The following is a 13,228-nucleotide window of genomic DNA, read 5'->3' on the forward strand; positions in this document are numbered from 1 at the left end:
GCGAGCCGCGCCATCCGCCACCGCACCACCGCGAGTGAGCGGTGAGAAGCCGGTCCGTTGATCTTCCTCGTCCACGCCGCGCCCTCACCGTCGCGGCGGTACGTTTGGCTCCGGGGGGAGGAATCATGGTCGAGCCGATCACTCCACCGGCGCCTGGGCCCGTGCGGTCCGCGCCGGTCCGCCGGCGGGAGGTCGCACCCGCTCGCGCGCTGCCGGCCCGTGGTGCGGTCGCGGCACCTCCCGGGTGAGGCCGGACCGGTCGAGGCGCACGCCGGGGGTGGTGGCCGCGGCCGGGCTGGGGGCCCCAACCGGGCCACCGGCCAGCGTGCTCCACCTGCCGTGGGTGCCGGTGCGGTCCGGCCGGCCCGCGGCGGTGGGCTGGTCCCAGGTGGCCGGCGTGTGCGGTGACTTTCACACGCCGGCCGGGTTCTTGGGGGAACCGGACCAGACCGCTGCGCCGACCCCCAATTCCCGGTCGGTCCGGCGGCGCAGTTGCCTGATCTGGGTACAAAGGTGCCAGGTGCCGTGCACAGATTTCGCCCAGACGGCGCACAGACCGTGACCAGGGCGAAGGCGACGATGGCGCACACACGCTTCGTGATCATGGAGGAGGACGGTTCAGGGTGGAGTTCCTGGTGCTCGGCTCGCTCGCGGTGCGTCGTGACCGGACGCCGCTGGAGCTGGGCGGGCCTCGCCAGCGCGCGGTGCTCACGATGTTGCTGCTGCACGCGAACGAGGCCGTGAGCGTCGCACAGCTGACCGAGGCGGTCTGGGACTCGCCGCCGGTGTCGCCCGAGTCGAACCTGCGCACATACGTGGCCGGGTTGCGGCGCGCGGTGGGCGACCGGCTCGTGACCCTGCCCGGCCACGGCTACCGGCTCGTCGTGCGGCCGGGCGAGCTGGACCTCGACGAGTTCGACCGGCTGGTGCGCCGGGGCGAGGAGGCGGCGGCCGACAACGACACCGAGGCCGCCGCGGACTTCTTCGCCCAGGCGCTCGGGAAGTGGCATGGCACGCCGGTGGAGGTCACCGCGGGACCGTTGCTGCGCGCGGAGTTCACGCGCCTGCAGGAGCGCAGGCTGACCGCGGTGGAGAAGTTCGCCAAGGCCGCCACCGAGCTCGGGCGGTTCGGCGACGTGATCGACCGGTTGCGCCGCGAGGCGGCCCAGCACCCGTTGCGGGAGGAGCTGTGGGCGCTGCTGATGCTCGCCCTGGACCGCGCCGGCCGCCGCGGCGAGGCGCTCGAGGTGTACGCCGCTGCCCGCAGGCACGTGGTCGAGCAGCTCGGCGTCGAACCGGGGGCCCGGTTGCGGCAGCTGCACCAGGTGGTGCTGGAGAGCCGGGCGCCCTCGCCCGCGGCTCTGAGCGCGCACCGGCAGCTGCCGATGGACATCGCCGAGTTCACCGGCCGCGAGGCCGAGCTGCGCAGGCTGTGCGAGCCGGGACCGCAGTCCACGGTGGTGATCTCGGCGATCGAGGGCATGGCCGGTGTCGGGAAGACCAAGCTCGCCGTCCGCGCCGCGCACCGGCTCGTCGAGCGGTACCCGGACGTGCAGCTGTGGGCGGACCTGCACGGCTTCGACCACGACGAGCTGCCCGCCGACCCGGCAGCGGTGCTGGAGAGCTTCCTGCGCCTGCTCGGGGTGCCCGGCGCGCAGATCCCCGAGTCGCTGTCCGACCGCGCCGCGCTCTACCGCGACCGGCTCGCGGGCAGGCGCGCGGTGGTGCTGCTCGACAACGCTGCGGGTGAGGACCAGGTCCGGCCGCTGCTGCCGGGCAGCTCGACGTGCCTGGTGCTGATCACCAGCCGGCGCAGCCTGCTCGGGCTGGACGGGGCGAAGTCGGTCTCCCTGGACGTGTTCACGCCGGACGAGGCGGTCGCGCTGCTGGCCCGCATCGCCGGCGCGGACCGGGTGTGCGCCGAACGCGAGGCCGCCGCCAGGGTCGCGCAGCTGTGCGGGCACCTGCCGATCGCCGTGGCGCTGGCCGCGAAACGGCTCGCCCGCCGTCCGCAGTGGACCGTGCTGGACCTCGTGGCACAGCTGGAGAGAGGCGGTCTCGGCGCACGGGGCGTGTTCGACCTCTCGTACCAGGCGCTGCCCGAGCACCAGAGGCGCCTGTTTCGGCTCCTAGGACTGCACCCCGGTGAGGACGTCACCGCCGAGTCCGCCGCCGCCCTCGCGGGGCTCACCGCGTACGAGGCGGAGGACCTGCTGGAGACGTTGCTCGACGAACACCTGCTCCAGCAGCACACCCCCGGCCGGTACGTGCTGCACGACCTGCTGCGCGCCTACGCCGTGGAACAGGCGAAGGCTGCCGAGCCGCCGCCCGCGCGCGCCACCGCGTTGCGCCGGGTGCTCGACTGGTACCTGCACACGTCGTGGCGTTCGGCCGTTCAGCTCAACCCGCAGCGCAAGCTGGAGCTGCCCGCGGCGGACCCGGCCGTGCACCCGCGCGAGTTCGCCGACCGCGACACCGCGCTGCTGTGGTGCGACACCGAGCGGGCGAACCTCGTCGCCGCCGTCCGCGACGCCGCCGAGCACGGCCTGAACGGGCAGTGCTGGCTGCTCGCGCAGTGCCTGTGGGACTTCTTCAACCTGCGCAAGCACTGGGCGGACTGGCTGGAGACGCACGGCGTGGCGCTCGGTGCCGCCCGCTCGGCAGGCGACCGTTCCGCCGAGGGCCGGATGCTGATCACCCTCGGCATCGCCCTGCGCGAGGTCCGCCGCCACGACGAGGCGATCGACTGCGGCCGGCAGGCGCTCGCGATCTTCCGCGCGATCGGCGACCGGTACCGGCAGGAACCCGTGCTCAACAACCTCGGCATCGCGTACATGACCACCGGCCGCCTCGACGAGGCGCTGAAGTGCTTCGAGCAGGCAGCCGAGATCGCCCGGGACCTCGGCGACCTGCACACCGAGGCAGTGCTGCTCAACAACATCGCCCTGCTGCACGCCGACGCCGGCCGCTTCCACGAGGCGCTGGACCGCTACCGGCGGGCGCTGGAGATCCGCGGCGAGGTCGAGGACCCCTACAGCGAGGCGATCCTGCTCAACAACATCGGCGAGGTGCACCGGGGGCTGCTCGACTTCCCGGAGGCCGTCGCGCACGTCGAACGCGCGCTGGAGACGTTCCGGCGCATCGGCGACCGCTACGGGCAGGCCGAGTCGCTCGACAACCTCGGTCTCGCGCTCGACGGGCTGGGCGACCGGCGCGGTGCCGAGAAGTGCTGGCTGGAGTCGGTGGCGCTGTTCGAGGAGCTGGGCGAACCCAAGGCGGACGAGGTGCGCGCCCGGATCGGCTGAGCGTTGTCGATCCGGGCTCCAGGCCCGGTCCATCGTGATCTCCGACCCTTCACCCACGGCCTCCCCGGCCTTCTCGTGAAGGGACAACTCCATGAAGGACCTCTCGTTCGACCTGGACGACCTGGAGCTCGGCGACCTCGCGGTCACGTCGATCCGCGACTCCGCGGCGCTGCCCGAGGGCGGTGCGTCCGGAGCGGCGTCGTCGTGTTCGTGCGGCAGCTCGTCGTGCAGCAGCTGCACCCAGCCGAACCTGCCGACGCTGAACGCATGACCGACCCGACGCGGGGAGAACCGGCGCCCTACGCACTGGTGCGCCTGGCCGCCCTGCCCCACCCGGACGGCGCCGCCGACGCGGCGCCGTTCCGGCGTGCCGCGGCGGCGCTGGCGGACAAGGAGGCGGAGCTGCTCGCGCTGGCCGGGCCGCTGGGCGAGCAGCTGCACGACAGCGCCGCCGAGCACGACCCCGGTTTCCACCGCCGGGTCGTGCTGCCGTTGCGCCGCGACGTCCACAACGGGCGGACCCCGCGGCCCGCGCTGGTCGAGGCCGCGGCGGACCTGGTGTCGCGCTACCCGGACCTGCGCAAGTGGCTGGAGCTGCTGGCCGAACGCGCCGCGCTGCTGGCGGAGGCCGACCGCGCCCGGCCCGCCGCGCTGGCCGCCGAACGCGCCGTGCTGGCCGAGGTGTGCGCAGCGGAACCACTGCGCAAGGCCGCCGTCTTCAGCGGCCGGGACCTCTGGCAGGGCCTCGCCCGCGCCGGTGCCGGTGACCGCCGCGCCCGCAAGGCCGAGCCGACCGTGCTGCGCTACGCCCTGCGCGCCACCGCGAAGACCAGTCCGCTGTCCTGGTACACCGCCGTCGGCTGGGGCACCTGGTCCGCCGACGCGCCCGCTCCCGAGTGGGGCGAGCCGGTCGCCGTCACACGGGTCAGCCAGGTGCTGCTGGCCCGTCTGGTCGCCGCGCTGCTGGCCGACCGCGAGCTGCTGTTCGACCACCCGCACCGCCTCGCCGCCGACGTGCACGAGGAGGGCGACCGGGTGCGGTTCCGCCGGGACGTGCCCGCGACCGGCCCGCTGCGCGCCCACGTGGGTGCCGAGGAGGACGTCGAGCTGGCCGCGAGCGCGCCGCTGCGCTACCTCGTCGGCCTGACCGCCGCGAACCCCGGGGGCATCACCCCCGCCGAGCTCGCGAGCGTGCTGGCCACCCGGCTGCCCGACGGCGAGTCCGAGCGCGCCCACTCCTACGTGGCGCTGCTGCTCGACATCGAACTGCTCCTGCCGGTGCTCCCGGTCGACCCGCAGGACCCGTCCGCCTGCCTCGCGCTGGCGGCGTGGTTGCGCGGCACCGGACGCGCGGACCTGGCCGACCGCGTGACCTCGGTGCACCGCGACACCACCGCGTTCAGCGGGCTGCCCGCCGCTGCCCGGCCGGCCGCGCTGACCGCGTTGTTCGCTGCCTGGGCGGAGCTGGGTGAGCTGGTCGGTGCCGACCTCACCGGCGTCACGCCGCTGAGCGAGGACGTGGTGCTGCCCCAGCCGGTCCGGCTCGGCCGCGCCCACGGCTACGACGGCGTGCGCTCGCTGGCCGGCCTGACGCCGTTGCTGATGCTGTTCGACCGGCACCTCGCGATCCGCAGGAACATCCGCGACCGGTTCGTCGTGGAGTTCGGCCACGGCGGTGTCGCCCGGCTCGCCGCGTGCGCTCCCCTGCTGCGCGACTCGCTGTCCGGTGCCCCGACCGGCGGCCTCGGTGCCAGCCGCGCGCAGGTGGCGGACCTGGTGCGGGACGGCGTGATCACCGACGAGGCCGTGACCGCGGCGGCGGACCTGCTGCCCGCGTGGATGAAGACCCGGCCGGTGTCGTACTCGTTCTTCGCGCAGCCCGCACGGGGCGGACTGGTGGTGAACCACGTCTACGACGGGTTCGGCCGCTTCCCCGGCCGGTTCCTGGACCTGCTGCCACCCGAGGCGTACGCGACCGTCCGGGCCACTTTGGACGGTGTGTTCCCGCGCGGTTTCGTCGAGTACCGGCCGGTGCAGGGCTTCACCCCGAACCTGCACCCGCTGCTCGGCCGGCGCGAGGTCGGCGAGGACCCGCACTGGGCCGACCTGACCCCCGACGCGCTGGAGCTGTTCCACGACCAGGAGCACGACGAGCTCCGGTTGCGCCACCGCGACTCCCGCGCCGTGGTCGACGTGCTGTACCTCGGCTACCTGATGCCGATCTCGCTGCCCGACCGGGTCGCCGCCCTGCACACCGACCTCACCTGCGGTGGCGTGGAGCTGAGCCCGTTGCGGCGCACCACGTCCGTCGACGGCGTCCTGCGTTCCGAGCGGCTGCGCCACCACGACGTGGTGCTCAGCCGCCGGTTCTGGGACGCCGACTCCGCACAGCTGACCGCGGAGCTCACCGACGTCGCCGCCGTGGCCCGGTTCCGCGCCCGCCACGGCCTGCCGGCACAGGTGTTCGCCGGACCCGGCGGCGTGATCACCTCGAACGAGGACGCCGTGGCCCGCATGGCAGCGGCGAAACCGCAGTACGTCGACCTCACCAACGCACTGCACCTGCGCGGCCTGTCCCGCCTGCTCGCCCGCTACCCCGGCCGCGTGCAGCTCACCGAGGCGCTGCCGGTGCCGTCCGGCCAGGTGCTCGAAGTGCTGGCGGAGACCTACCGGAGGGCCGGATGACCGACGTCGTCGTGCACTACCACGACCCCGTCAAGGCCCCGTTGCTGCGCGACGGCGTCCTGCCCGCACTCGCCGCGGCCACGGCGGCGTTCTCGGACGTCACGGGCCACGTGGAACGCCACTGGCTGCACGGCCCGCACCTGCGCGTCCGCCTCGACGGTCCGTCCGCCGACCCGGCCGCCCTGCTGCTCGCCGCACTGCTGCGCTCCCACCTGGCCGCCCACCCGTCCACGGTGGAGCTGTCAGAGGCGGAGCAGCTGGCCCACGCCTCGGCCGCCGCGATCACCGAACTGCTGCTGCCACCGTTCACACCGCTGCACCCCAACAACTCCGTGCGCATCGAACCCACCTCGCACGACCGCCTGCTCGACCTGCTGCCCGCGAGCCACATCCCGTTGCGCGCGCACGGCCTGCGCCTGGGCATCCCCGCCGTGCGGCAGTCGCTCGACGTCCCCCGCGCGGTGCTGGCGCTGACCGCGATCGCCGTGCACGCCAGCCGCTACCCCGCCGGCCTGCAGTACGGCTACCACTCGTTCCTCTCGCACGTCGAGGACTTCCTGCTCGCCAACGACCCCGACGGCACCCTGCGCACCCGCCTCGACGCCGTGTGGGCCGCCAACGCCGACACCGCCCGCACCCTGGTCTCCCGCGTGGCGTGGGGCCACCCCACCAGCGCACTCGAAGCCGCCTGGCAAACCTGGACCATCGACCTGCGCCTCGCCGCGGAGGCCCACTACGACGCGGGCCACCTCGACCCGGCCCCCAACCCGCGCCACGGCACCCGCGCCCGCGAGATCGGCGACCCGGCCACCGTCCGCCGCTACAACTACGGCGAACGCACCGAGTTCAGCGCCTACCACAGTGCCATGTGGACGGTCGACCTCTCCGACCCCGGCGTGGTCCGCAACATGACGGTGTACCGCTTCGGCACCAACGTCCTCTACCAGCTCCTGACGCTGTGCGACGTCACCCCGATGGAGCGCTACGCCGCCGCCCACCTGCTGTCCCGCGCGGCCCAGGACGTCCTCGGCACCACCTGGTCCGACCAGTTCGCCGCCCTGCCGAAGGTGGGGTGAGCACGTGCTCGTGCGCCTGCGCCCGGTCGTGTGCGCGACCCGGACCCCTGACGGCCTGCACCTGCGCGGCTGGGCGTCGAGCTGCACCATCACCGGTGGCGCGGGGCTGTGGCGGGTGTGGCAGCGCCTGGCCCCGCAGCTGTCCGCCGGGCTCACCGCGGACGCCCTCGTCGTGCCGGAGGAAACGACTCCGGCGGTGCGGGCGGCGGTGGAGGTGATCCTGGAGGCGTTGCGGGAGCACGACATGCTGGTGACGGTGCCGGCGGAGTGGGACGGGCCCGCGCCGGACGTCGCCGAGTGGCTGGAGTCCGTCGCGGCCGACCCGGTGGACGCGTGGCGGCGGCTGCGGGCCGTCACCGTTGAGATCACGGGATGTGGCGAGCCGGCGAGCGCGGCGGCACGGGCGGTCGAGGCGGTCGGCCTCGCCGTGCGGGTGAGCCCTCGTGTCGAACAGCCGACCTCCCTGCTCCTCCTCACCGCGGGCCCGTTCACCCTCCAGGCGGGGTGCGGCGCCGACGTCGGCTACGTCCTGCCCCCATCCTCTCTTTTAGCCAGCACTGAAGCCACTGCACAAACTGCTCGACTCAACGCCACCGGCACCTCGCCCGCCGTCCTGGCCGCCCTCATCGGCTCCACCGCCGTCCACCGCCTCCTCTGTGCCGTCGCCGGCCTCGAAGACCCCGCCGCAGCCGAAGCCAGAACCCCGCACCCACAGGTCCTGATCGCCCGCACCACCCCGCTCCGCGCCACCTACCACCCCCTGCTGACCGGCCCACCCCCGACGGACCCGTGGCGCGCCCTGGACGCCCTCACCGACGCCGAACTCGGCCTGGTCGAGCCCCCGGTGTTCGGCGAGCTGCCCCAGGTCCCGGCCAAGCTCGCCACCTGCGGCACCGCGCTGGGCATCGGCACCACCGCCGACGCGGCCCGCCTCGACGCCGCCCTCGCCGCGGTCAAGACCGACGCCGTCCTGGGGGTCGACGACCTCCACGCCCGCGGCGCCGCCCTGCGCCTCGCCGCACGCCACCACCCCGGCGAGCCGGTGGAGCCGCCGGACGACCCGACCGCACGGCGGTGGTGGAAGGCGCTGACGGAACGGTTCGCCGTCCCCGCCGAGCTCCGCACCACCCGTCTCGCGCCGGGTGTGCACCGGGCGGAGGTCCACCGGGGCCACCACCTGCTGGCCTGGGCCGTCGAGGCGACCGCGGCGGACGCGGTGGCGTTCGCCGCGCTGGCCGCCACCGGGCACGCGCAGGCCGGCCGCACCGGCACCGCCCACCTCACCGGTGCCGCTCCCCACCGCGCGGACGCCGGCCAGCCGAGCTGGGTCACCAGGGAGTGGTTGTGGCCCAACGACGTCCGTGACCGCGAGCAGGAGTTCCAGGAAGCCCTCACCGCACTGCCCGGTGTCCGGGTCACCCCACGACCGCTCGACCCGGAGCCGCACGCCGCCGGACTCGTCGCCTACGCCGTGGACCCGCGATGATCACCTACACCCCCGCCGACCCACCGGCCGTCCGTGCCGACGGCGCGCTCACCCTCGTCGGACCCACCAGCGGTGTCTGCACGGCCTGCGCGGAACACGCCCGCCTGACCGTCGCCGGCGCCCCGCCGCACGGCGACCTCCGGCTCGCGGGCCTCGTCCCGCCCGCGTTCCGCCCGTTCGTCGAGGCCGTGGGGCAGCTGGAACCCGGCACCGTCCTCGCCCTCCGCACCGACCTCGCCCTCGTCTCCACCCACCGCGTCCGCCCCCGTCCCGGCTGCTGTCCCCTGCCGGAACCCCGGGACACCACGGAGATCACCGGGAACGCCCTGCGCGCCGACAACCCGCTGACCACCGTCGAGAACCTCACCGCCGCGGTCGTGGACCACCGGTTCGGCCCGGTCACCGGGTTGTTCCGCGCGGGCCACCTGCCGCTGCCGACGATGACCGCCGAGCTGCACGGGCACGGCGCCGGTCACGGCCGCACCGCCGACTTCGAGCAGGCGGAACGGGTCGCGCTGTTCGAAGCGGTCGAGCGGTACAACGGAATGCGCCCGCGCAGCCACCGGACCACGTTCGAGGCGTCGTTCGCGGAGCTCGGCCCCGACCACGCGGTCGACCCGGCGACGCTCGGCCTGCCCGACCACCACCGCTACACCCCGAACCTCACCTTCCGCTGGGTCGAAGGCTGGTCGTACACGAGGCAACGCACCATCGCCGTACCGGAACAGGTGGCCTACTGGGACGTCGAAACCCCGCCGGAGCAACGGTTCCTGCACGAGACGTCCAACGGCTGCGGTCTCGGCAACAGCCTCACCGAGGCCGTCCTGCACGGCCTGTTCGAGGTCGCCGAACGCGACGCGTTCCTGATGGCCTGGTACGCGCAGACACCGTTGCGGCGCATCCGGCTCCCCAGGGACCCCTTGCTGCACCACCTCACCGACCGCCTGGAAGAGCTCGGCTACGAGCTGCTGTTCCTCGACGCCACCACCGACATCGGCATCCCGTCGGTGCTGGCGCTGGCCCGCACCGACCGCACCGACCGCACCGACCGCACCACGCTGCCCAGGGCCTTCTTCGCCGCCGGCGCGAGCCCCGATCCCACAGCGGCGCTGCGGTCCGCGGCCGTCGAGGTCGTCGTGGACGTCGAGTCGTTCGTCGACCGCGTCCGTGCGAACCCCGGGGCCTACGACCGGCACCGCCTCCTCCGCCTGCTGCACGAGCCGGAACTGGTGCGGTCGATGGACGACCACGTCGCCGTCAACACCCTGCCGGAGGCCGCCGACCGGTACGCCTTCCTCGTCGGCACCGGCGAGACCGTCCTCGAAGACCAGCGCGACCACACCAGCCTCGAAGGCCTGCTCGACCACTACAGCGCCCGGCTGCGCCACCAGGGCCTGGAACTGGTCGCCGTCGACCAGACCGACCCGGTCACCGCGGGCGGTCTCGGCCTGCACTCGGCCAAGGTCCTCGTGCCGGGTGCGCTGCCGATGACGTTCGGCCACCGGCGCACCGCCGGTCTGCCCCGGCTGCGGGCGAAGGCCCTGCACCCCCACCCGTTCCCGTGAGATGGAGCAGCTGTGACCTGGACCGGCCTGCACTGCAGGGTCTCCTGGAACCGCACGGACGTCGACACGTTCATCGCCGACGCGCTCGCCCCGGCGATGGCCGGCCACGAGTGGTACTTCCTGCGCTACTGGGAGACCGGCCCGCACCTGCGCGTCCGCGTCAAGGACGCCACCGGGGACCAGGTCGGTGACCTCACCGCGACGCTCACCCGGCTCATCGCCGCACAGGACTTCCAGCCAGGCACCGACGACCCGGACTGGTTGCCGCACGGGGACGTCCGCGAGGTCGAGTACGTCCCGGAGACCGAGCGGTACGGCGGCCGGGAGGCGCTGCCGGTCGCCGAGGAGGTGTTCTGCCGCAGCACGGAGGTCGCACTGGCCGTGCTGCGGGCGGCCCGCACGGACAGCGCCCGCCTCACCGCGGCCATCGACCTCACCATCGCCACGGCACGGGCGCTCGACCTGAACCTGCCGCAGGCCGCGAGCTGGTTGCGCAGCCTCGGCGCGGGGTGGCGCAACGTGCAGGAGCAGGCGCCGCCGCCCACGATCGGCTCGCAGCACGCCGCCTACCAACTCCTCGCCAAACGCGGCCGCGACCTCGCCGCCCGCTGGTACCGCGAGCCCCGCGGCGCCGTCTCGCACTGGACCGCGGCGGTCACCGACGCCGGGCGGCGCCTGGGCACCTGGTTGCCGCACGTGTGGGCGTCCCAGCTGCACATGCTGCTCAACCGCGTGGGCGTCACGCCCAACGAGGAGCGGATGATCTGCTGGACCACGGCGGCCGCCGCCCTGTCGCCCACCGGCCTGACCGACTTCCACGAGGACGGCGAGACCGCGCCGGACCGCCGTTACCTGGAGGCGAGCAAGTTCCTGCCCGGCTTCACCGACCAGCTGCCCCGCAAGACCGCCCCGAACCGGCGGGTCTGGCCGGCCACCGCCACGCTGCCCTCCACGGTGGACACCGACACGCTGCGGGCCCGCCGGACCAGCCGCGACCTGACCGGCGACCTCACCTCCGAGCAGCTCGGCACGCTGCTGTGGAACGCGATGTCCCCGAAGGACGGCCGCTGGCCCTACCCGAGCGCCGGGGCCCAGTACTGCGCCCGCATCCGGCTCATCGCGCTCAACGTCGACGGCCTCGCCCCCGGCCGCTACGAGGTGAACGAGGTCGACCGGGCGCTCACCTGGTTCGGCGAGGCACCGCCGGTGCCGGACCTGGAGGCGACCTCGATGTGGTTCGGGCCGGGCACGACCGAGCTCGGTGGTACACCGGCCGTGCTCGCGCTCTACATCCGGCTCGGCTCACTGCGGCAGACCTACGGCCTGCGGGCGCTGCGGTTCGCGTTCACCGAGGCCGGGCACCTCGCCCAGAACCTCACGGTGACGGCCGCGAACCTCGGCATCCGCACCGGGCTCGTCGGCGGGTTCTACGACGACATCGCCCACGACGTCATCGGGCTCGACGGCGTGGACGACGCGCTCGTGTACTTCCTGCCGCTGGCCTCGGACCCCGACTGACCCCGGCACCGCCTCGCACACCTGCGTCAGCATCGACGCCGACACCGAGGACCGGACCACGGAGCCGGCCGAGATCAGGGCCGGCAGCCCCCGTCCGGGCCCACCGCCCAGCTCGCCCCTGCTTGACTGGCGTGTGCAAGGTGCTTAGCTGACCGCTGTCCTGGTCGACGTTCCCTGCGCTCCCAGCGGATTCGGGGGAAGATCGCGGACGTGCTGTCCCACTGGCTCCAGACCGTCCCGCCGCTGCTGGTCTACGTGGTCGTGGGCCTGGTCGTGGGTCTTGAAAGCGTCGGCATCCCGCTGCCCGGCGAGATCGTGCTCGTCACGGCCGCGCTGATGGCCTCGCACCACGACGGCGTGAACCCGGTCGTCGTGGGCATCTGCGCGAGTGCGGGCGCGATCCTCGGCGACAGCGTCGGGTACGCGCTGGGCAAGCGGTTCGGGCCGCGCGTCTTCACGTGGGCGGAGGCCAAGTTCCCCCGGCACTTCGACGCAGGAAAGGTCGGCCGCGCCCAGGCGCTGTTCGAACGGCACGGCGCCCGGGCGGTGTTCTTCGGCCGGTTCGTGGCGCTGCTGCGGATCCTGTCCGGTCCGCTCGCGGCCACGATGGGCATGCACTACGGGAAGTTCCTGCTGGCCAACGCTCTGGGCGGCATCGCGTGGGCCGGCGGCACGACGGCGGCGGTCTACTTCGTCGGCGAGGCGGCCGAGCACTACCTGGCCGAGTTCTCCTGGGTGGCGCTCGCCGGCGTGCTGGTGGCGGTGGTCGCCTTCAGCGTCCGAGCCCGGCTCCGCCGTTCACGCCGATGACCTGGGCAGTGATGTGCCCCGCCTCCGGTGCGGTCAGGAACGCCACCGCGGCCGCGACGTCAGCGGGCGTGCCCGCGCGGCCGTTGGCGGGGTTGCCGACGAGCTTCTTCCGGCGTTCCTCCGACAGCGTGCCGCCGAAGAACTCGGTGTCCTCGACGACGCCCGGTGACACCACGTTGACCGTGATCCCCCGCGTTCCCAGTGCGAACGCCAGGTCCGCCGTCCACGCCTCGACCGCCGACTTGGCCGCGCCGTAGGCACCGGAGCCGCGCCGGCCCGCGATCGAGCCGATCGTGACGACGCGGGCGTTGTCGGCCAGCCGCGGTTCGAGCGCGGTCGTGACGAGCACCGCGCTGATGACGTTGGACTCGTAGTTGGCGATCCACAGGTCGCGGACGTCGGTCAGGTTCCGCGGCGCGGGCAGGCGCCGGGTCATGTTGCCGCCCGCGTTGTTGACCAGCACGTCCACCTGGGACGGCAGGTCGGCCACCGCGTTCTGGACGGCGTCGGGATCGGCGGCGTCGAAGACCACCGCCCGCGCACCGATCTCGTCGGCCGCGGCCTTGAGCACGTCCTCCCGGCGGCCGGTGACCACGACGTCGAGGCCCTGCTCCACAAGCCGCGCCGCCACCGCCCTGCCGATGCCCGTGCCGCCGCCGGTCACCACTGCTGTTCGGGTCATGCACCCGTTGATATCAGCCGGTTTCCCGCACGTCGATCGGCTTGTCGGGGCAGCGCGGTTCACGTCTGTGACTACGCTGCTCAGGGCATCCACAGCACTGG

Annotated in this window: 9 protein-coding genes; 8 read left to right on the forward strand and 1 reads right to left on the reverse strand. The window is 73.9% G+C overall.

Annotated features, from left to right (window positions below; translation table 11 throughout):
• Positions 1-623 precede the first annotated feature (623 nt).
• From ACZ7CD_RS25215 to ACZ7CD_RS25250, 8 genes are all read left to right on the forward strand, one after another.
• The gene (locus tag ACZ7CD_RS25215; protein ID WP_470379799.1) at positions 624-3,305 is read left to right on the forward strand and encodes an AfsR/SARP family transcriptional regulator; all 2,682 of its coding nucleotides are present in this window, start codon (positions 624-626) and stop codon (positions 3,303-3,305) included.
• 91 nt (positions 3,306-3,396) lie between these two features.
• Positions 3,397-3,576, forward strand: a complete 180-nt coding sequence (locus ACZ7CD_RS25220; RefSeq protein ID WP_360384633.1) for a thiazolylpeptide-type bacteriocin — start codon at positions 3,397-3,399, stop codon at positions 3,574-3,576.
• Positions 3,573-5,990, forward strand: a complete 2,418-nt coding sequence (locus tag ACZ7CD_RS25225; RefSeq protein WP_470379800.1) for a lantibiotic dehydratase — start codon at positions 3,573-3,575, stop codon at positions 5,988-5,990. The genes ACZ7CD_RS25220 and ACZ7CD_RS25225 overlap by 4 nt, the downstream gene beginning before the upstream one ends.
• Positions 5,987-7,066, forward strand: coding sequence for a hypothetical protein (locus ACZ7CD_RS25230; RefSeq protein ID WP_360384638.1), 1,080 nt, complete (start codon positions 5,987-5,989; stop codon positions 7,064-7,066). The genes ACZ7CD_RS25225 and ACZ7CD_RS25230 overlap by 4 nt, the downstream gene beginning before the upstream one ends.
• Positions 7,067-7,070: 4 nt before the next feature.
• The gene (locus ACZ7CD_RS25235; protein ID WP_470379801.1) at positions 7,071-8,552 is read left to right on the forward strand and encodes a hypothetical protein; all 1,482 of its coding nucleotides are present in this window, start codon (positions 7,071-7,073) and stop codon (positions 8,550-8,552) included.
• Positions 8,549-10,117: a YcaO-like family protein gene (locus tag ACZ7CD_RS25240; RefSeq protein ID WP_470379802.1), complete on the forward strand. Its 1,569-nt coding sequence runs from the start codon at positions 8,549-8,551 to the stop codon at positions 10,115-10,117. The genes ACZ7CD_RS25235 and ACZ7CD_RS25240 overlap by 4 nt, the downstream gene beginning before the upstream one ends.
• A 12-nt stretch (positions 10,118-10,129) precedes the next feature.
• On the forward strand, positions 10,130-11,635 hold the full coding sequence (locus ACZ7CD_RS25245; protein WP_360384644.1) for a thiopeptide-type bacteriocin biosynthesis protein: 1,506 nt from the start codon (positions 10,130-10,132) through the stop codon (positions 11,633-11,635).
• 210 nt (positions 11,636-11,845) lie between these two features.
• A complete protein-coding gene (locus ACZ7CD_RS25250) occupies positions 11,846-12,445 on the forward strand; it encodes a DedA family protein (RefSeq protein ID WP_470379803.1) in 600 nt (199 codons plus the stop codon).
• Here ACZ7CD_RS25250 and ACZ7CD_RS25255 read toward each other — a convergent pair.
• Positions 12,408-13,127, reverse strand: a complete 720-nt coding sequence (locus ACZ7CD_RS25255) for an SDR family NAD(P)-dependent oxidoreductase (protein WP_470368925.1) — start codon at positions 13,125-13,127, stop codon at positions 12,408-12,410. The two genes, ACZ7CD_RS25250 and ACZ7CD_RS25255, sit on opposite strands and share 38 nt — an antisense overlap.
• Between the last annotated feature and the right edge of the window lie 101 nt (positions 13,128-13,228).

It is taken from the genome of Lentzea sp. NPDC036949 (assembly GCF_055608075.1).

Bases quoted from the DNA above. Each gene is read 5' to 3' on its own strand.
- ACZ7CD_RS25240 (WP_470379802.1), top strand. From the start codon at position 8,549: ATGATCACCTACACCCCCGCCGACCCACCGGCCGTCCGTGCCGACGGC.
- ACZ7CD_RS25230 (WP_360384638.1), top strand. From the start codon at position 5,987: ATGACCGACGTCGTCGTGCACTACCACGACCCCGTCAAGGCCCCGTTG.
- ACZ7CD_RS25255 (WP_470368925.1), bottom strand. From the start codon at position 13,127: ATGACCCGAACAGCAGTGGTGACCGGCGGCGGCACGGGCATCGGCAGG.
- ACZ7CD_RS25220 (WP_360384633.1), top strand. From the start codon at position 3,397: ATGAAGGACCTCTCGTTCGACCTGGACGACCTGGAGCTCGGCGACCTC.
- ACZ7CD_RS25225 (WP_470379800.1), top strand. From the start codon at position 3,573: ATGACCGACCCGACGCGGGGAGAACCGGCGCCCTACGCACTGGTGCGC.